Source organism: Flavobacterium sp. XS2P24, from assembly GCF_030010285.1.
Taxonomy (GTDB): Bacteria; Bacteroidota; Bacteroidia; order Flavobacteriales; family Flavobacteriaceae; genus Flavobacterium; species Flavobacterium algoritolerans.
Window position 1 is genome coordinate 263,372 of record NZ_JASCRU010000002.1, and the last position, 19,603, is coordinate 282,974.

Below are 19,603 nucleotides of genomic sequence, written 5' to 3' on the forward strand. Positions count from 1 at the left end.
TTTTTCTGAAGCTTTCAAGCCGTTCACGTGGTAAGCGTGAATGTTTCAAATTATAAGTTTAGATTAAAATTTTGAATAAATTCTCTCCCAATTCCGGATTTTAAATATTTTTCTCTTTTCATTGCTGCTGATTTTGAATTGAAAAACTCAACATGAATAACCTTCCAAGGTCTAAATTTTAAAGTATATCCTTTTGTCCCTAAAAGATTATGAGATTTGAATCGTTCAATTAAATTAGAAGTAAAACCAGTATAATTCTTTTCGAATTTTTCAGAATATAGAATGTACACAACAAATTCATCCATAATTACAAGGTATAAAAAAACCATCAATAAAATTGATGGTTTTTTCTCAGTAGCGGGAACAGGACTCGAACCTGTGACCTTCGGGTTATGAGCCCGACGAGCTGCCTACTGCTCTATCCCGCGATGTGCGTTTGTAATTTCAATAAAATTCTTAACAGCATTTGGCTTAAATCTGTGTCCGCCGTGGCGGATATGAGCCCGACGAGCTGCCTACTGCTCTATCCCGCGATGTGCGTTTGTAATTTCAATAAAATTCTTAGTAGCGGGAACAGGACTCGAACCTGTGACCTTCGGGTTATGAGCCCGACGAGCTGCCTACTGCTCTATCCCGCGTTGTTTCGGGTGCAAATGTACGACGAATTTCTAAATTTCCAACGAAAATTTTAAAAAATGTTTTATTTCGTCTATTGACTTGATATGACTACCTTTGCGGAATAAATTATAATAGAAATGTCACATAAAGCAGGTTTTGTAAACATCATCGGGAATCCAAATGTTGGTAAATCAACACTTATGAATGCCTTTGTTGGAGAAAGATTGTCAATAATCACATCAAAAGCACAAACAACACGTCATAGAATTCTGGGAATTGTAAATGGAGAAGATTTTCAAATGATCTTATCAGATACACCTGGAATCATCAAACCGGCATACGAAATGCAGGAATCAATGATGAATTTTGTGAAGTCCGCTTTTGAAGATGCTGATGTGCTGATTTATATGGTGGAAATTGGAGAACAAGAGTTGAAAGACGAAGCGTTTTTCAATAAAATAATCCATGCCAAAATTCCTGTTCTATTATTATTGAATAAAATCGATAACTCAAATCAGGCGCAACTGGAAGAACAAGTGGCTTTCTGGACTGCCAAAGTTCCTAATGCGGAAATTTTTCCAATATCGGCTTTGCAGAATTTTAATGTACCGGAAGTTTTTGGAAGAATCATTGAATTGTTGCCGGAATCACCTGCTTATTATCCAAAAGACCAATTGACAGACAAACCGGAACGTTTCTTTGTAAATGAAACCATCCGTGAGAAAATCTTGTTGAATTACAGCAAAGAAATACCATACGCAGTAGAAATTGTTACCGAAGAGTTTTTTGAGGATGAAAACATCATAAGAATCCGTTCTTTGATTATGGTGGAGCGCGATACCCAAAAAGGAATTATCATCGGGCATAAAGGTGCCGCTTTGAAAAAAGTTGGAATGGAAGCCCGTGTCGATTTAGAGAAATTCTTTGGCAAACAAATCCATATTGAGTTGTACGTGAAAGTGAATAAAAACTGGAGAAGCAACGCAAATATGTTAAAACGATTCGGATACAATCAATAATATAATTTGGGCGTGACCACAAGGGTCAGGCTATACGTTACAATCTTTGTTGCAAAAAGAATTGCAACAAAGGATTTTCACTGCTATCCTTCACGCAAAAAACGGATAGCTTAGATTACAAAATAATAGAGTACCTTTGCAAAATATTTGAATTTATATTATGAATAACATTGTTGCGATAGTAGGAAGACCTAATGTAGGGAAATCAACCCTTTTTAATAGGCTGATACAAAGAAGAGAAGCTATTGTAGATTCAGTATCTGGGGTGACCCGAGATAGAAACTATGGTAAAAGCGAGTGGAACGGAAAAGAGTTTTCTGTAATTGATACAGGTGGTTACGTACGTGGGTCGGATGACGTTTTTGAAGGCGAAATTCGTAAACAAGTGGAACTTGCCATTGATGAAGCGGATGTTATCATTTTTGTGGTTGATGTAGAAGAAGGCATTACTCCAATGGATGATGCTGTTGCGAGATTGTTGCGTAAAGTAACAAAGCCGGTTTTACTTGCTGTAAATAAGGTGGATAATGCGATGCGTGAGAAAGATGCGGTAGAGTTTTACAACCTTGGTTTAGGAGAATATTATACGTTTGCCAGTATTTCAGGAAGTGGAACAGGAGATTTATTGGATGCATTGATTGATGCTTTTCCAGTGAAACCAGAACCAACCCAAGAAGAAGTTGCATTACCTCGTTTTGCGGTTGTAGGTCGTCCTAATGCTGGAAAATCAAGTTTTATCAATGCCTTAATTGGTAAAGACCGATATATTGTTACTGATATTGCGGGAACAACCCGTGATTCTATCGATACGAAATTTGACCGTTTTGGTTTCGAATTCAACTTAGTGGATACTGCGGGAATCCGTCGTAAAGCAAAAGTAAAGGAAGATTTAGAGTTTTACTCGGTAATGCGTTCCGTTCGTGCGATTGAACATGCGGATATTTGTATTTTGATTATTGATGCCACTCGTGGTTTTGAAGGTCAGGATCAAAGTATTTTTTGGTTAGCGGAGAAAAACCGTAAAGGTGTTGTCATCTTAGTGAATAAATGGGATTTAGTCGAGAAAGAAACGATGTCAACTCGTGATTATGAAGCTAAAATCAGAGAAGAATTAATGCCATTTACGGATGTGCCTATTCTTTTTGTTTCAGCTTTAACAAAACAACGTTTGTTGAAAGCATTGGAAGCAACCGTTAAAGTTTTCGAAAACAGACAGCAACGTATTGCTACTTCAAAATTCAACGAATTTATGTTGAAAGTGATTGAAGCATACCCGCCACCAGCTACAAAAGGGAAATATGTAAAAATTAAATATTGCATGCAGTTGCCAACACCAACACCACAATTTGTGTTTTTTGCCAATATGCCACAATATGTAAAAGAACCTTACAAACGTTATCTGGAAAATAAAATTAGAGAAAACTGGGACTTTTCAGGAGTGCCAATCGATATTTATATCAGAGAGAAATAGTTTTTATTTCTAAATTAAAATAGAAAGTTTATTGAGTTTGTAAAAGCTCGATAAACTTTTTTTATTTTTATGAAAAAATATGAATGCAATAAATGGCAAAGTAGTTTGGATTACAGGCGCTTCAAGCGGAATAGGAGAGGCTTTAGCTTATGAATTAGCTGGTAAAAATTGCAAATTAATTCTTTCGGCTAGAAATAGTGATGCTTTAGAAACGGTAAAATCTAAATGTTCAAACACAGAAGTCGCCATTTTGCCTTTTGATTTGGTTGATTTTGACAACGCCAAAAATCATGCAGAAAAAGCCATTGCCGCCTTTGGAAAAGTGGATCTGCTTATCAATAATGGTGGGATTAGCCAGCGTTCGCTGATTGTAGAAACCGATTTTGAAGTAGATAAAAAACTCATCGAAACAGATTATCTCGGGACGGTTGCCTTAACAAAAGCATTATTACCTCATTTTATCAAGAATAAGAAAGGCCATTTTGTAACCATTACCAGTTTGATGGGAAAGTTTGGATCGCCGTATCGTTCCGGATATTGTGGTGCAAAACATGCTTTACACGGTTTTTTTGATGTTTTGAGAATGGAACATCAACATGATAATATCAATGTTACCTTAATTTGTCCAGGATTTATCCAAACGAATGTGGCGATTAATGCACTTACTGCTGATGGATCAAAACAAAATACTGACGATGAAGCCACTTTAAATGGTATGCCAGTGGCTATTTTTGTAAAAAAATTAATCAAAGCTGTTGAATCAAATACCTTTGAAGCTTACATTGGCGGCAAGGAAGTTTTAGGCGTTTATTTGAAACGTTTTTTTCCTAAACTGTTGCATCGTTTTGTTCTGCAAAGTAAAGTTAGATAATCTGAATTTCAATAGTTCAAATTGATACTTATAGTATTTTAAAATACGAAGAAATCCCGAGCAGTAGGGATTTCTTTGTTAAAAACGGATTTGCGCGATTAGCTTTCTTCTTCTTTTTCCAAAGTTTCCATTGGATGGTCGCCGTACCAATCTTTAAATGTTTTTGTAGTTTGATAATCATCAGTTATCACGGTGAATACCATAAAAGGGATCAACGGTATACCAGCGCAATATAGGGTCATTATTACCGGTAAAGCAACATTAGTTTGACATAAACCGGCAAAAACAAAAACATAAATGGTAGTGAACCACACGAGTTTAATTGCAAAATTTTTCATGGCTATATCTTTTAAATAAAGTTACGGCACGAATTTTAAAAAATTAGTTAATGTATTGATAATCAATATTTAAAATATTTATAATTATTTACCGGTAGCAAATTATAAATGCTGTTTATACTTTTTTTAAGATATTAATTTTATGAAAAATACTGAAGCGGATAATGTCTCTGTTGAAATAATCGATTCCATTGCTTCTTCTTTGAAAACTGTTTAGGTAACCGAGTTCAAATGCTAAATTGCTATTGAGTCCATAATGTATGGCAGCATAAATTCTATTTTGATCAAACGTATTTCTAATTATTTTTTTTCCAAAATTGAACATTATTTCATCAGACAGTACGGCTTTTAACAACTGTTTTTCTTTTTTCCAAAAGGTATAGTCACCTTGGAGTCTGTATCTGAATCTCCAAAAAAATGTGGTGCCAGGAAGCAACTTTACATTATCAGCATTGTGAATAAATCGCTCTTCTACTTGAAAACGTTGTGTCAGCGTTACTTTATTAACATTTGATTTCCATGTAAGATCCTGCTGTCCTCTAAATTCAGGGGTATTGTAATCAGGATTAATTTCAGGGACTTGTGTATCAACAGAAAAATAAGCAAAGCCAGCACCTGTCTCTAAATGATCATTGATTTTATAGCGACCTTGAATTCGGACGACATATAAGTTTTCTTGCACTGGTTTTAGAAAAAGTCGGTTGTCAAATTCAGAATGCAAAGACCATTTTTCGTTTAGCAGCAATTGATTGTAATAACGAGTCCAAAGAATACTTTGATGATCTATATTTTTTTCATCCGTTTGCGCTTGGCAAAGAATAGACAGCAGTAAGAATAAAATGACTCTAAATTTTTTCATGGAGCTTTATTTCAATTTTGGCAAATTTACATAAAGTCTATAAATCCTATAGGTATTGTTTTATGTTTTTAAAAAATATTTTAATTTATCAACTTAATAGTGTTTTAGAAAAAAGAAAACAGCACTCTTAAAACCTGATTTTTAAGAGTGCTGTTTCAAATTTTAATTTTTTTGAAAGTTTTTTAAAGTGAATATTTCAATGTAATACCATACGTTCTTTGATCGCCCAAAACACCTGCATACTGTCCTGAATTTCCACCAGCAGGCAATAGTTGTTCGTAATAATCTTTATTTAAAAGGTTTCGTCCCCAGAATTGTACAGACAAACCATCTGTTGCACGGAAACCCAAACGAGCATTAAATAGCGCATAACCCTGAACTACTAAATATTTTGAAGCAGATGGACTTGAAGAGAATTTAGAACGCGCATAAGAGTCAACTCCAAGGAATATTTTTCCTGTATTCCCAAAGAATTTAGCTTTATCTGAAAGTTCACCACCTAAAGATCCTGCCCACTTTGAAGCACCCGGTAATGCAGTTCCGGAAACATCTTTGAATGATACCGCCGCTCCTGTTTCTTCTAGCGGAAGGGGAGCATTTGTAAATTTAACATATTTAGCATCTGTATAGGTAGCTGCTCCATTAATGGTTAAATGTTTGCTAATTACAAAGCTAGCATCCCATTCTATACCTTTTACTTGTACTTTATCTGCATTGGCAAGATAGCCACGGTTTACACCTAATTCAGCTACCTGTACATTGGTTTGAAAATCTTTGATGTCGGTATTAAAGAAGGTTATATTGAATATTGAGTTTTTAAACGGTGCTGTTTTTATTCCAACTTCGTAATGATTTACTTCTTCCGGTTTAATGACGGCAAGTTCAAGAATTGGCTGTCCGGCAAGAGTAGGTAATCCAGCTACGTTTACTCCAACTGGTTTATAGCTTTTTGCAAAAGTCGCATATGCATTAATCTTGTCAGAAGCTTTAAAAGAAACAGTTATGTTACCAGAAAAATCAGTATTATCTGTATTAAATGAAAAAGACTGATCCGTATAAACTAGTTTTTTCATGGCAATTAAGGCAGGGTCGTTCGTTTGAAGTCCTCCGTATGTTGTACGGTTATAATCAGCATCTTTTTTGTCAAAATTATAGCGTATACCTGGTAATACATGTAAACGTTCTGTTATAGCCCAGTCCAACTGACCAAATACTGCCGCACTGGAAGCTCTAATACGGGCATCGGTTTTGATACCGTATCCTTCAAACAGACCTGGTGTTTTCCATAAATTACTGGTAGTGCTTTGTGCAAATCTCCATTGTGCATTACCAGATTCCTCTGTACCATCTGTTTGTGATGTTTGGTCAATAAAAAATACACCTACAACACCACTTAATTTAGAGGTAAGCTGACCTGCATAACGTACTTCTTGCGTTATTTGTGTCTGTCTGGTTGGGTTTTGCGATTTTGCTAATACTTGTAATCCTGTAAAATCTCTATCGTTTGATGGATCCCAATTCCAAAAACGCCTAGCAGTTGTTGCCGTAAGTGTTCCATTTCCAATTTTTGTATCTACATTTAGAGATATACCTCCCATATCTTGTCCGGAACGCCATGACGTATCGTGGTCAATTTTACGGTCAAAAGCATTTAAACTTGGTAATTGATAATTCAAATCAGCAATAATGGCATCAAATTGACGGTAAGCCGCTCTTTGTGTAGGTGCGACACCAGCAACTACCTGTGCATATCCATCTGGACGTTGCGTTGTGATATCTGCAGCTAGTATAATAGTAGTTCTTTCAGAAGGGGTATAAAGCAATTGTCCCCTGATTCCTTGATTATTAAGGGTATTGGTAGGTTTTCCTGTTGCAACATTATCGATTAAACCATCACGTTGTGTACCTGAAAACGAGATGCGACCAGCGATTTTTGAGCTCAAAGCTCCAGTAATCGAAGCTTTAGCTTGCAAAAAGTTGTAATTTCCGTAACTCACTTCAAAGTTAGCACCTGAAGTAAAACTTGGTTTACGAGTAGTAATGTTAAAGGCTCCCGAAGTTGTATTTTTACCAAACAATGATCCTTGCGGGCCGCGTAATACTTCAATTTGATCTATATCGATAAAATCTAAAGTGGTTGCCGCTGGACGCGCATAATAAACGCCATCAACATAAAAACCAACACCCGGGTCGATTCCATCATTTGTAAGTCCAAATGGAGAACCTAAGCTTCGAATATTAATTCCCGTATTTCTAGGGTTTGACGAATATAATTGAACTGAAGGAACCAGCTCTTTTATACGATTAACGTTAAAAGCTCCAGTTTGTTCTGCCTGTTTTCCTGTTATTACTGATATTGCTATTGGCACATCTTGTACTTTTTCTATTCGGCGTCTTGAAGAAACTACGACTTCGATTAAAGTATTTTCTTCAGTAAGATTTATTTGTAATGAGGGTATTGGTAAAGAAGAGATTTCTATTTCGGCAGTTTTATATCCTAAATATTGAACTAAAAGAGTTAAAGGGAGTTTTCCTTTTGTGTCTATTGTAAATTTCCCGTAAGAATCTGAAATTGTGTTAGAAGTTGTTCCTTTTATTACAACATTTGCGGCTTCTAATGGAATGTTTTGGTTTGTGGTAACCACGCCTTCAATGTTCTGTGCAAATGATATTGAGAATGTTAAAACGAATACTATTGTAAGTATATTTTTTATAGAATTTTTCATTTATATTAAGTATATGTAATTATTAGAATTTAATTTAAATTTTTTTACTAACACATACACATCATTTGAGAACTCTTTTTTTTAATTATAATTAGTTGATTTTTTCGGGATTGCCTATTCAAAAAAGCAAACTTACTTCGGTACGTTTTCATACGTTTAAATTTGGATTGTTAATGATGTATTAAATTCGAGGCAAATATATAATTAATTCTATAAAATTAGTAGAGTTTAAAGGATATTTTTTTATTTTTTTACCAATGAAGCAATAGTAATGCCTTCCATAGCCTTTAAAGTTTCTTCTCTAATGGTAATCAATCCATGTCGTAATAGGCATTCCGATTCATCGATGCAATCAGAACAGCGTTCGTAAAAATTTAATGATGCACAAGGAAGTAAAGCAATTGCACCATCAAAAAGTCTATGAATATCGGCTAAAGTAATGTCGTTTTTAGATTTTAGGAGATAATAACCACCAAATTTACCTTGTTTACTTCCTACGAAATGTCCGCGTTTTAAATCCAATAAAATCTGTTCCAAAAACTTTTTTGGAATAGTGGCCGCCTCCGCAATTTCGATAGTTCGAGAAACATGGGTTTCTTCTTGTTGCGCTAAATATAAGAGTGCTTTTAGTGCATATTTGGCTTTATGTGAAAGCATTTACTGTAATTGATTTATGTTTTTTGAATAGATTAGACGCTACAAATATTTAAAAGAGCCTTTAATTTTTTTAATTTCGGATGTACTTGTTTTATCAATATGGAAACTGAATATTACCAGTCGCCGGAAGCACCACCACCGCCAAATCCGCCGCCACCGCCAAATCCGCCAAATCCACCACCTGATGAACCTCCGCCGAAACCACCTCCGCCACTGTTTCTTCCAAGGCTGCTTAGAATAATGACATCAAGTAAACTTGGACCTATTCCACCACCTCTGTTACCGGAATTTCCACCACCGCTTTTGTTACGGGATATCAGCACGATTATAATGATGACAATAACGATTAGTGGTAAAAATGGAAACCCTTTATTGGAAGTGGGTTTTTTGTCATTTTTGTATTCACCACTCATTATTTGCATGATGGCTGTAGTACCTTTATCAATACCGGCAAAATAGTTTTCCTGCTTGAATTCGGGTTTAACAACGAGTTCTATGACTCTTTTAGATAAAGCATCAGTCATCAGATGTTCGGTTCCATAACCGGTTTGAATGGTCATTTTTCGATCACCTTTAGCAATAAGAAAAATAATTCCGTTATCTTTTCCCTTTTGTCCAATTTTCCATTTGTGTCCTAAATCTGTTGCATATCGCGCTATATCTTCCCCTTTTGTGGTTTTGATTATAAGGACTAATATTTCAGTTGAAGTGGAATCAGAATAATTTTTAAGTTTTTGATATAATTTCTGTGTTTGCGCTTTGGTTAAAGTTCCAGTATTATCCAAATCCATTATAGGTGCAATAAAACTTGGTCTTTCAGGAATTGTTGCGGTTTGCGAAAATCCTGAAAATTGGAAAAATAAAACAGTTACCAATATAAAGAATAGGGTGTTTTTTATTTTAAAGTGTTTCATTTTATCCTTTTGATATTTCGTTCGACAGTTCATTGGCATCATCATCCTGAAAAGGGAAATATTGTTGCAACCTTTCGCCTGCCCTTAAAATCCCAGCCACTAAACCATCTTTAAATTGTTTGTTCTTAAAATGGGAAATGACAAGGTCTTTAGTGCAGTCCCAAAAATCAATTTCAACAGCTTTGTCAATACCTTCATCGCCGATAATTGCAAAAGTATGGTCTGAAACACCAACATAAAATAAAACCCCGTTTCTGATAGCGGTTTTATCCATGCCTAAAGAATGAAAAACCTCCTGAGCTCTTTCGAGCGGAGGTTTTTCTGTATGATTTTCTATATGAACTCTAATTTCTCCCGAAGTGTTTTGTTCGGCTTGTGAAATGGCTTCCACAATGTCGCGTTCTTCTTCCGGGGTTAGGAATGCTTCGGTTGCTGACATCATTTTATTTGAAATCAAATTCTACATCTGGTGCTTTTTCAGCTCCTGCTTCTGCTTTAAATCTTGCCATTTCCTCAAATCCAAATATTTTTGCGAAAATTACGCTAGGAAAACTTTGGATTTTTTTGTCATAAATATTTACAACTTCATTATAACGGTCTCTGGTAACGTTAATCCTGTTTTCGGTACCTTCCAATTGTGATTGTAATTCTAAAAAGTTTTGATTTGCTTTCAATTCAGGGTAACGTTCAACTGAAACCAATAATCTTGATAATGCACCAGAAACTCCACTTTGAGCCTGTTGGAAAGCTGCTAATTGTTCTGGGGAAATGTTTGTTGGGTCAACAGTTACTGAAGTCGCTTTTGCACGCGCTTCAATAACGGCTGTTAAAGTACTTTTTTCAAAATCTGCAGCACCTTGAACCGTTTTTACAAGATTACCAATTAAGTCATTTCTTCTTTGATAACTACTTTCAACATTTGACCAAGCTGTTTTCGAATCAGCTTTTAGACTCACAAGGCTATTGTAAGAGCTTATTGACCAAATAACTAGGACAGCGATTATAATTCCGGGGATTAACCATTTTCTCATTTTGTTTTGTTTTTAAAGTTCGTTTTTTATATTTGTTAATTGTGTGCGTATCGTTTCTAATTTTCGAATGATATCAAACTTATCCAACGTTTTTTTCTGTCCTTCTTTCAAATGGGTTTTGGCACCTTCCAGCGTAAAACCTCTTTCTTTGACTAAATGATAGATCAGTTGTAAATTAGTGATATCCTCCGGAGTAAACATTCGATTGCCTTTCGCATTCTTTTTTGGTTTCAGAATATCAAATTCATTGTCCCAAAAACGAATCAGCGATGCATTCACGTCAAATGCTTTGGCTACCTCGCCAATGCTGTAATATCTTTTGTCTTTAGATAATTCAATATGCATAGCTAATTTTTTATTTTTTGTCGAGTTGAATTAGTCACTGAATACTATTTTTTTATCTTCTATCTGAACACTGCCAACCGAACACTGAATACTATTTTTGTGTTAGTCTAATGATTGATTCTCTTGATTTGCTAATTGTGCAATCACAACATATTCTACAGCCGAAATATTTCCGTAATAAAAATTAAGCGGATTCACCACTTTTTTATCCTTGTGAACCTCATAATGCAAGTGCGGCCCTTCGGATCTTCCCGTGCTTCCTACATAACCTATAATGTCGCCTCGTTTTACACGTTGTCCCGCTCTAGCTTTGTATTTGCTCAGATGCGCGTATAAAGTTTCGTATCCAAATCCATGCCGAATAACAATATGATTTCCAAATCCTGAGGCAGTATTGTCCGCTTTTGCTACAACTCCGTCGCCTGTGGCATAAATGGGAGTGCCTGTTTTAGCTGTAAAATCCATGCCTTCATGCATCTTCCTTGCTTTTGTAAAAGGATCCGTTCGGTATCCAAAACCAGATGCCATTTGCTTTAAATTTTCATTTCGTACTGGCTGAATGGCAGGAATAGCTGATAAAAAATCACTTTTGGCTTCTGCCAATTTCAAAATTGCATCCAATGATTTCGACTGAATCGCTAATTCCTTGCTAAGGACATCAATTCTTTTTGTGGTATTGATTACCAACTGGGAATTGTAATAACCTTCTAGTGTTTTATACCTGCTTATTCCTGGTAATCCCGCTTTTCGAATAGAATCCGGAATCGCTGATTTGTTGAAATACACACGATATAAATTATTATCTCGATTTTCAATAGCTTCAATAACGCCATTTACCTGATCCATTTTTTTGTTCAGCAGCGCATAATTCAATCTCAAATTTTCAATTTCACGCGCTTGCAAACGGTCTTTCGGCGTTTCAAAATAAGGAGTGTTCAATAAAACAATGAAGCTCAAAAAACCAAACAATGCCGATGCCAATAAAAACAGAATAATAACACCAAGTTTTCTTCTTTTTCGTGTTTTTATTTTTCTATAGGCTAGATTTTCGGAATCGTAATAATATTTTACTTTCGACATATTTTAAAATACCCTATTTTTGCACACTGTAAAAGGTTAGACGAACAAATTTAATAAATGTTTCATTTGTTACACCCTTTTTTCAATAATAAATAAAATAATGTGCATATTCCAGCTATTCGTTACAAGTTCTCGTTTATAAATCTTTTTTTCTAATGAGCCAGCAGGATCTTATCCCGAGACTTCGGGAGTCGCTCTGCCACCTCAAGAAAAAATAAATCTATAAATCTCGAAGCTTTTCACTGCTATCTGGGGCAAAAAAATGTTAATTCGTTAATTTGGTTATTCGTTTATGCGATGCAGCCGATTAACCAAATTAACAAATAACCGAACAAACAATAAAAATGAAATCACAAGACGTACGTAAACAATTTCTGGATTTTTTTGCATCAAATGGACACTTAATCGTTCCATCGGCACCCATAGTTCTAAAAGATGATCCAACACTGATGTTCAACAACTCAGGAATGGCGCAGTTCAAAGAATATTTTCTGGGTAATGGAACTCCAAAAAGTACCAGAATTGCCGATACGCAAAAATGTCTTCGTGTTTCAGGAAAGCATAATGACTTAGAAGATGTAGGTTTTGATACCTACCACCACACCATGTTTGAAATGTTGGGGAACTGGTCTTTTGGAGATTATTTCAAGAAAGAAGCCATCAACTGGGCTTGGCAACTTTTGACAGAAGTATATAAAATTCCAAAAGAAAACTTATACGTTTCCGTTTTTGAAGGAAATCCGGATGAAAACGTACCATTCGATCAGGAAGCTTGGGACATTTGGAAGGAATTGATCGATGAAGACCGAATCATTCTTGGAAACAAGAAAGACAACTTTTGGGAAATGGGAGATCAAGGTCCGTGTGGTCCATGTTCAGAAATTCACGTTGACATTCGTTCTACAGAAGAAAAAGCTTTAGTTTCAGGAAAAAGTTTGGTAAACAATGACCATCCGCAAGTTGTGGAAATCTGGAACAATGTATTTATGGAATTCAACCGTAAAGCCGATGGTTCTTTAGAAAAACTGCCTGCAAAACACGTTGATACCGGAATGGGATTTGAGCGTTTGTGTATGGCATTGCAAGGGAAAACTTCGAATTATGACACCGATGTTTTTACACCGCTTATTGAAAAAGTAGAACAAATTACAGGATATAAATATCTTGATAATTCTGTCACTCCGAGCGCAGTCGAGGAGAAAACCAATATCGCTATTCGTGTAGTGGTCGATCACGTTCGTGCCGTTGCTTTTGCTATTGCTGACGGTCAATTACCATCTAACACAGGAGCTGGTTACGTAATTCGTAGAATTTTGCGTCGTGCAATTCGATACGGATTTACGTTCTTGAATACCAAAGAACCTTTCATCAATCAATTGGTTGCTGTTTTGGCGAATCAAATGGGTGAATTTTTCCCGGAAATCAAATCGCAACAACAATTGGTTACCAATGTGATTCGTGAAGAAGAAGCTTCTTTCTTGAGAACATTAGACCAAGGATTACAATTACTGGAAAATGTAGTTGCCGAAACTAAAGGTTCAACCGTTTCTGGAGCAAAAGCATTTGAATTATACGATACTTTCGGATTTCCAATTGACTTGACGGCATTAATTCTTAGAGAAAAAGGATTCGAACTGGACGAAGCTGGTTTTAATGCTGCTATGCAAGAACAAAAAAATCGTTCCCGTGCAGCATCAGAAGTTTCTACCGAAGACTGGTCTGTGTTGATTCCTGGAAATGTAGAAACATTTGTAGGGTACGATCAATCAGAAAGTGGCGTAAAAATCACTCGTATCCGTAAAGTTGACAGTAAAAAAGATGGTGTTTTATACCAAATTGTTTTAGATAACACGCCTTTTTATCCAGAAGGTGGAGGACAAGTAGGAGATAAAGGAATGTTGGTTTCTGCAAATGAAACCATCGAAATCATCGATACCAAAAAAGAAAATAATCTGATTTTACATTTTGCAAAAAAATTACCAGAAAATGTAAATGCTGGTTTTGTGGCTAAAGTAAATCAGGATTTGAGAAGCTTGTCTTCCAGAAATCACTCGGCTACACACTTGATGCACCAAGCCTTGAGAAGTATTCTTGGAACGCACGTAGAACAAAAAGGATCTTTAGTAAATCCAAACTATTTGCGTTTTGACTTTTCGCATTTTGCTAAAATGACTGAAGCTGAATTGCAACAAGTAGAAGATTTTGTAAACGCAAGAATCCAGGAGCAATTACCACTTATCGAAAGAAGAAATATTCCTTTTGCGCAAGCGATTCAAGAAGGAGCGATGGCGCTTTTTGGAGAGAAATATGGTGATGAGGTTCGTGCGATAAAATTTGGCGAAAGCATGGAATTATGCGGTGGAATTCACGTAAAAAATACAGCTGAAATCTGGCATTTCAAAATCGTTTCTGAAGGAGCGGTTGCTGCAGGAATTCGTCGTATTGAAGCCATTACAAGTGATGCGGTAAAAGCACATTTCGCATCGTATGAAAGCACATTGAATGAAGTAAAAACAGCCTTGAAAAATCCTCAGGATATTTTGAAAGCCGTTCATTCGATGCAAGAAGAAAATGCAAAATTGTCCAAACAAATCGAGACTTTGGTAAAAGATAAAGTCAAAAACTTAAAAGCGAGTTTAATAGCTGAAATACAGGAAATAAACGGCGTTCAATTCTTGGCAAAACAAGTCGATTTGAACCCGGAAGGAGCTAAGGATTTGGCTTATGAATTAGGAAATTTAGGGAATAATTTATTTTTAGTTTTGGCTACAGCCGACGAAGAAAAACCAATGTTAACCTGTTATGTTTCTAAAGAATTAGTCGCAGAGAAAAACCTAAATGCTGGACAAGTTGTTCGTGAATTGGGTAAATTTATCCAAGGTGGTGGTGGCGGACAACCGTTTTTTGCTACAGCAGGAGGAAAAAATGTCGCAGGAATTCAACAAGCTTTGGAAAAAGCGATTGACTTTGTAAAGTAGAACAAATTTATTTTTTATAATAGAAACCCTTTTAGGACAGATGTTCTAAAAGGGTTTATTTTTTTGTTCGACACACTATTTATAGGGTCTTCCTTATTGTGCCATAGATAAGTTTAAAAATAGTAGTTTAACTGAAATATAGGGATTGTAACGATGAATATTGTCGTTTTTACTTTATTTCTCTAGGTTTGATCGATGTAGCACCCCAAGGTTTGAGTAAGGTGAATCGATTTATTTATTATAATGAAAAAAACAAAAAATATTTTTTGGGTATTATCAATTTTTTTATTGACACTTTATTCATGTTCAAATGATAATGACGATAGTTTAAAATTGCTAAAGAAAGTTGTTGAAACTTCAGAAAATGGGACTTCAGAAACAACTGTATATACTTATAATGGAACTGAAATAGTTAGTATTGACGGTACTGAGAAACGTACTGATTTCACGTATACGGATGGTTTAATTACAAAAAGGGTAATACTAAATAAAACAAATCAGCTTTCGGAGACCATTGAATACAGTTACCTTGTGGGTAAATTAGTTGAAGTTGAATCTTTGGGTAATTACAGAATAAATTACATTCATAATTCAGATAAAACGGTTTCTTATGAAAGATTCAGGATTTCAGGCAATCAGCAAGTAAAAGAATTTCATGGAGCATTGTATTTTGAGAATGAAAATTTGATAAAAAATGAAAGGATTTTAGATACTATGCCAGTAGGAATCACTTCAAGTTACAGTGTAAGTTTTGACTATGATGCTAAAAATAATCCGTTGTATAATGTCTTGGGATATAAAAATTTATTGGACCATATGGAGACCATATCGTCTAATAACAGTTTAATAAATACAGTAATTGCAATTACTACAAATGGAGACCAAGTATTATCGGTAGCTAATTTTTATAAAAGCTCTTTTAAATATGATTCGGATAATTATCCAACAGAACAGGTTTCGGAAACAGTAATTTTTGCTAAGGGAAATACGGGGTATCTGAAAACACAATATTTTTATGAATAAATTTTTGAGTTTATAGGATTGATAAACCCTTTCAAAGTTTAAAACTCTGAAAGGGTTTTTTATACCAATGAAAAAAGAACTAAACCTCATTTAATTCGCTAAAATTATTCAAATTTGTAGTAAATAAAATAGCAATGCAATTCAGAACCCAAATTCCCATTCCTAAAAGTGATTATCCAATAGATTATAATGCTACTATTATGTCTTTAGGTTCTTGTTTTGCGGTAAATATGGCGGAGAAACTGGACTATTTTAAATTTAAAAACAGCTGTAATCCAGTTGGGATTTTGTTTCATCCGTTAGCGATTGAAAAGTTAATTGATTTTGCAGTTTCAGGAAAGCAATTTACAGAAAACGATATTTTTTTTCACAATGAACGGTGGCATTGTTTTGATGTACATTCAGATTTGAGTAATTCAAATAAAGAGGAATTATTAGCATCATTAAACGCAATAATCAAATCAACAAATCAACAAATAACCCAATCAACACATTTCGTCATCACGTATGGAACCTCTTGGGTTTATCGAAATATAGAAAGCGATTCTATTGTGGCGAATTGCCATAAAGTACCTCAAAAACAGTTCAAGAAAGAATTACTTTCTGTTGAGGAAATAAAAGATAGTATAGCAAATACAGTAGAATTAATTCATTCTGTAAATCCAAATTGCACTATTATTTTTACGGTTTCGCCGGTGCGCCACATTAAAGACGGTTTTGTAGAGAATCAGTTGAGTAAAGCACATTTGATTTCTGCAATTCACGATGTTCTGAATACTGAGCACTGTAAACTGAGTACTGAATATTTTCCCAGCTACGAAATCATGATGGATGAACTTCGGGATTACCGTTTTTATGCCGAAGATATGTTGCATCCCAATCAAGTGGCAATCGATTATATTTGGAAACGTTTCAAGGAAACTACCATTTCAGAAACTGCTTTTGCTGTGATGGATGAAGTCGAGAATGTCCAAAAAAGCCTTTCGCACAAGCCTTTTAACCCAGATTCTGAAAGTCATTTGAAGTTTGAGTCGAAAGTCAAAGAAAAAATCACTAAATTGGAAAATCAATATTCATTCATGAAATTTTAATTATGCTTAAAAGAATACTTATTGGAATAGCAGTTATTGGCGGAATATTTTTATTATTCAAATTCTGTGATTTTAAGAAAAACGATGATGAAGATATCACGTACAATACGAATCTTATTCAACAACAAATTCTGAACGTAGGGAAATTGGTTGTTACAGAAGGACATTTCTCTGAAGTGATAACCTATAAAAATCAGCAAAAATATTTGTTGGACATGCTTTCTTTCGAGAAAAAAGCCTTGGTTGTCGTCAATGCCGATGTGACTGTAGCGTATGATTTGCACAAAATGAAATACGATATCGATGAAAAGAATAAAACCATCACAATTGTAAGTATTCCAAAAGAGGAAATAAAAATAAGTCCTGATATTCAGTTTTATGATGTAGAACAAAGTAAATTGAATCCGTTTACGGGAGATGATTACAATAAAATCAACAAATCGGTAAAAGCTAATCTGGCGAAGAAAATAGAAAAATCATCGTTGAAAACGAATGCTCAAAATCGCTTGATAAGCGAATTATCTAAAATATTGATTCTGACCAATACCATGGGGTGGAAATTGCAATACGAAGGAAAGGTTATCGAAAGCGAGAAAGATTTTGGGCAAAAAATAAAATTATAATTAAAAAAGAACCGCGGATTAACCCATTTAATAATTTGCGAATCTGCGGTTCCTTTTTTAAGCTTTCTCTTTATCGAAAATCAAGTCCAAACCACCAGCAATCAAATGGGCTACTTCGGGTCTTTTTTGTTTTAATTGATCAAGATAAACCATTATTTCCTGTAGTAATTGCGGTTCGTTTCGGTCCTTCAAAAGCTCTGCGATTTCAACAGCTAACAACCAGTCGTTTGGATGATTGGTGTGTAATTTATCAAAAATTGGTGCTAAAGAAGTTTCTGTATCCTTTGTTTCTCTTATGTTTCGAATCGTTTGATATAAAACCTCTAAATCATCACGTTCCGCTGTATGTTTCGCTTTGATGGTTTTGCTTGTTGGTACATGTGAAATCAAATCAAAACTATTCACATCAGCAGGACCTGAAAAAGCTGAAATCGCTTTTTTACCGACAGCCATATCGTAAATTCCCCATTCTGGTTGAAACAAAATAGTTTCTCCGTGAGTCACGATACAATTCTTTAAACTGATTAAAATAATCTCTCCGTGCAGGTTTCTCGATCCGGTAATAATTTCCCCTTTTACGGTAATATCTCCTTCAAATTCAAGCGTTACACTTTTACTTTCAGTGATAGAATAAGCGCTTAAATCTCTTGGACTCATGTCTTCAATCGCTAGATTTATACCTTTTAGTTTTCCAATAGGACTTCCAAAACCTTCGGCATGTTTAATTGTTCCATGACCTACTAATTCTTTTTCACGGTAAGATAATGCTGTTTTTCCGGTTGTTTGGATATAAACGGGTTTTCCTTCTTCTTCAATAACATTGGTAAAAACGCCCGAAATCTGAATTCCGGTACTCAATTCAATTGTTCCTAAAGCATTGGAATGAATCAGTTTATTAATTCCGGATAATCCTCCGGTACGCAACGCCATTTTATTGGCAAACTCTTCCAAAACCAAACTTAAATAAGCAAAATCTGGAGTAACGTAAAGTTGCGGTTGCAGTTTTGTAATATCAAAACTCTGGTTCGCCGCTGATATATCGTAAGGGATTTTCTTCACATTGTCCGTCATGCACCACGCACTTTCTCCAATAGACGAAAGCAGTCCGGCACCGTAAATTTTTGGATTGTCGATAGTTCCAATCAAACCATATTCCACAGTCCACCAATGCAGGTTTCTAATTTGCGCCATTTCTGATAATTCACCCATGTTATTCTGCAAATCTTCCACTGCTTTTTCGGCAGCATCAATATCGGCTTGCGGTGTATCTTCGGCTTCTTTCAAGATAGAAAGCAGTCTGATGGCTTCATACATTTGGTAATCTTTATGCGAAGAAATCGCTTTACATCCTATTTCACCAAAACGACGCAGGTATTCCGCATATTCCGGATTGGCAATAATGGGCGCATGACCGGCTCCTTCGTGAATAATATCCGGCGCGGGCGTGTATTCTATATGTTCGAGTTGGCGAATGTCAGAAGCAATTACAAGCACATTATACGCCTGAAACTCCATAAAAGCATTAGGCGGAATAAATCCATCCACGGCAACTGCAGCCCAACCTATTTCGGTCAAAATACGGTTCATGCCATACATGCTCGGAATATTGTCAATTTCGATTCCCGTTTTTTTCAAGCCTTCCAAGTAGGAACTATGCGCCACTTTTGATAAGTAATCTACATTTTTGCGCATCACATAACGCCAAACCGCTTGATTTATGGGCGTATAATCGCTATAATCCTGAGGCTTAATGAATTGTTTTAAGTGCTTTGGCAATCGGTCTAATAACGGATTGCTTTCTATAGTTGAGTTCATATCGAAAACGTTGTAGTTCTACTGCAAAAGTACGAATTTCAGGAGCTATTTCCCGCTTTTCATTGCAAGTTTTTGCAAACCCGTTTGTTTTTCTACAGTTCCCGCAGGAGCTTCCTTTGGTCGCTCTGCAGCAACAAGAAAAAC

18 protein-coding genes and 2 tRNA genes are annotated in these 19,603 nt (G+C 35.5%); 7 read left to right on the forward strand and 13 right to left on the reverse strand.

Going from position 1 to position 19,603, the window contains the following annotated elements; translation table 11 throughout:
• Window positions 1-50: 50 nt before the first annotated feature.
• The 3 genes from QLS31_RS02990 to QLS31_RS03000 all read right to left on the reverse strand — a co-directional run bounded on the left by QLS31_RS02990 (window position 51) and on the right by QLS31_RS03000 (window position 638).
• Window positions 51-305, reverse strand: coding sequence for a GIY-YIG nuclease family protein (locus tag QLS31_RS02990; protein ID WP_282742466.1), 255 nt, complete (start codon window positions 303-305; stop codon window positions 51-53).
• A gap of 50 nt (window positions 306-355) precedes the next feature.
• A tRNA-Met gene (locus tag QLS31_RS02995) sits at window positions 356-428 on the reverse strand.
• Between the two features lie 137 nt (window positions 429-565).
• Window positions 566-638, reverse strand: a tRNA-Met gene (locus QLS31_RS03000).
• Between the two features lie 117 nt (window positions 639-755).
• On the opposite strand from QLS31_RS03000, the gene era reads away from it, so the two are divergent.
• The 3 genes from era to QLS31_RS03015 all read left to right on the forward strand — a co-directional run bounded on the left by era (window position 756) and on the right by QLS31_RS03015 (window position 3,979).
• Window positions 756-1,637: a GTPase Era gene (gene era, locus QLS31_RS03005; RefSeq protein ID WP_099714480.1), complete on the forward strand. Its 882-nt coding sequence runs from the start codon at window positions 756-758 to the stop codon at window positions 1,635-1,637.
• 160 nt (window positions 1,638-1,797) lie between these two features.
• Window positions 1,798-3,108, forward strand: a complete 1,311-nt coding sequence (gene der / locus QLS31_RS03010) for a ribosome biogenesis GTPase Der (protein ID WP_099714481.1) — start codon at window positions 1,798-1,800, stop codon at window positions 3,106-3,108.
• Between the two features lie 79 nt (window positions 3,109-3,187).
• Window positions 3,188-3,979 carry an SDR family oxidoreductase gene (locus QLS31_RS03015; protein ID WP_282742468.1) on the forward strand — a complete coding sequence of 264 codons (792 nt, stop codon included), beginning with the start codon at window positions 3,188-3,190 and terminating at the stop codon, window positions 3,977-3,979.
• 98 nt (window positions 3,980-4,077) lie between these two features.
• Here the strand turns inward: QLS31_RS03015 and QLS31_RS03020 are convergent, their stop codons facing one another.
• The 9 genes from QLS31_RS03020 to QLS31_RS03060 all read right to left on the reverse strand — a co-directional run bounded on the left by QLS31_RS03020 (window position 4,078) and on the right by QLS31_RS03060 (window position 11,929).
• Complete coding sequence (locus QLS31_RS03020) at window positions 4,078-4,317, reverse strand: hypothetical protein (RefSeq protein ID WP_282742470.1); 240 nt, start codon at window positions 4,315-4,317, stop codon at window positions 4,078-4,080.
• A 115-nt stretch (window positions 4,318-4,432) separates the two neighbouring features.
• On the reverse strand, window positions 4,433-5,176 hold the full coding sequence (locus tag QLS31_RS03025; RefSeq protein WP_282742472.1) for a DUF2490 domain-containing protein: 744 nt from the start codon (window positions 5,174-5,176) through the stop codon (window positions 4,433-4,435).
• Between the two features lie 182 nt (window positions 5,177-5,358).
• Window positions 5,359-7,902: a TonB-dependent receptor gene (locus tag QLS31_RS03030; RefSeq protein ID WP_282742474.1), complete on the reverse strand. Its 2,544-nt coding sequence runs from the start codon at window positions 7,900-7,902 to the stop codon at window positions 5,359-5,361.
• Between the two features lie 243 nt (window positions 7,903-8,145).
• Window positions 8,146-8,559, reverse strand: a complete 414-nt coding sequence (locus QLS31_RS03035; protein WP_282742476.1) for an Rrf2 family transcriptional regulator — start codon at window positions 8,557-8,559, stop codon at window positions 8,146-8,148.
• Window positions 8,560-8,672: 113 nt separating this feature from the next.
• A complete protein-coding gene (locus QLS31_RS03040) occupies window positions 8,673-9,473 on the reverse strand; it encodes a TPM domain-containing protein (RefSeq protein ID WP_282742478.1) in 801 nt (266 codons plus the stop codon).
• A gap of 1 nt (window position 9,474) precedes the next feature.
• The gene (locus tag QLS31_RS03045) at window positions 9,475-9,912 is read right to left on the reverse strand and encodes a TPM domain-containing protein (RefSeq protein WP_282742481.1); all 438 of its coding nucleotides are present in this window, start codon (window positions 9,910-9,912) and stop codon (window positions 9,475-9,477) included.
• Between the two features lie 4 nt (window positions 9,913-9,916).
• Entirely contained in the window at window positions 9,917-10,504 is a 588-nt protein-coding gene (locus QLS31_RS03050) for a LemA family protein (protein WP_282742483.1), read from the reverse strand.
• Window positions 10,505-10,516: 12 nt separating this feature from the next.
• Window positions 10,517-10,849: a MerR family transcriptional regulator gene (locus tag QLS31_RS03055; protein ID WP_099714491.1), complete on the reverse strand. Its 333-nt coding sequence runs from the start codon at window positions 10,847-10,849 to the stop codon at window positions 10,517-10,519.
• Between the two features lie 102 nt (window positions 10,850-10,951).
• Window positions 10,952-11,929 carry a M23 family metallopeptidase gene (locus QLS31_RS03060; protein ID WP_282742485.1) on the reverse strand — a complete coding sequence of 326 codons (978 nt, stop codon included), beginning with the start codon at window positions 11,927-11,929 and terminating at the stop codon, window positions 10,952-10,954.
• 344 nt (window positions 11,930-12,273) lie between these two features.
• On the opposite strand from QLS31_RS03060, the gene alaS reads away from it, so the two are divergent.
• The 4 genes from alaS to QLS31_RS03080 all read left to right on the forward strand — a co-directional run bounded on the left by alaS (window position 12,274) and on the right by QLS31_RS03080 (window position 17,644).
• On the forward strand, window positions 12,274-14,907 hold the full coding sequence (alaS, locus tag QLS31_RS03065) for an alanine--tRNA ligase (protein ID WP_282742487.1): 2,634 nt from the start codon (window positions 12,274-12,276) through the stop codon (window positions 14,905-14,907).
• A gap of 333 nt (window positions 14,908-15,240) precedes the next feature.
• A complete protein-coding gene (locus QLS31_RS03070; protein ID WP_282742489.1) occupies window positions 15,241-15,930 on the forward strand; it encodes a hypothetical protein in 690 nt (229 codons plus the stop codon).
• A gap of 134 nt (window positions 15,931-16,064) precedes the next feature.
• The gene (locus QLS31_RS03075) at window positions 16,065-17,021 is read left to right on the forward strand and encodes a GSCFA domain-containing protein (protein ID WP_282742491.1); all 957 of its coding nucleotides are present in this window, start codon (window positions 16,065-16,067) and stop codon (window positions 17,019-17,021) included.
• A 2-nt stretch (window positions 17,022-17,023) separates the two neighbouring features.
• Window positions 17,024-17,644, forward strand: a complete 621-nt coding sequence (locus QLS31_RS03080) for a DUF4230 domain-containing protein (protein WP_282742493.1) — start codon at window positions 17,024-17,026, stop codon at window positions 17,642-17,644.
• Window positions 17,645-17,701: 57 nt separating this feature from the next.
• Here QLS31_RS03080 and QLS31_RS03085 read toward each other — a convergent pair whose 3' ends face one another.
• Window positions 17,702-19,459 (reverse strand): aromatic amino acid hydroxylase, encoded by a 1,758-nt coding sequence (locus tag QLS31_RS03085; protein ID WP_282742496.1) that lies wholly within the window; start codon window positions 19,457-19,459, stop codon window positions 17,702-17,704.
• Window positions 19,460-19,603 lie beyond the last annotated feature (144 nt).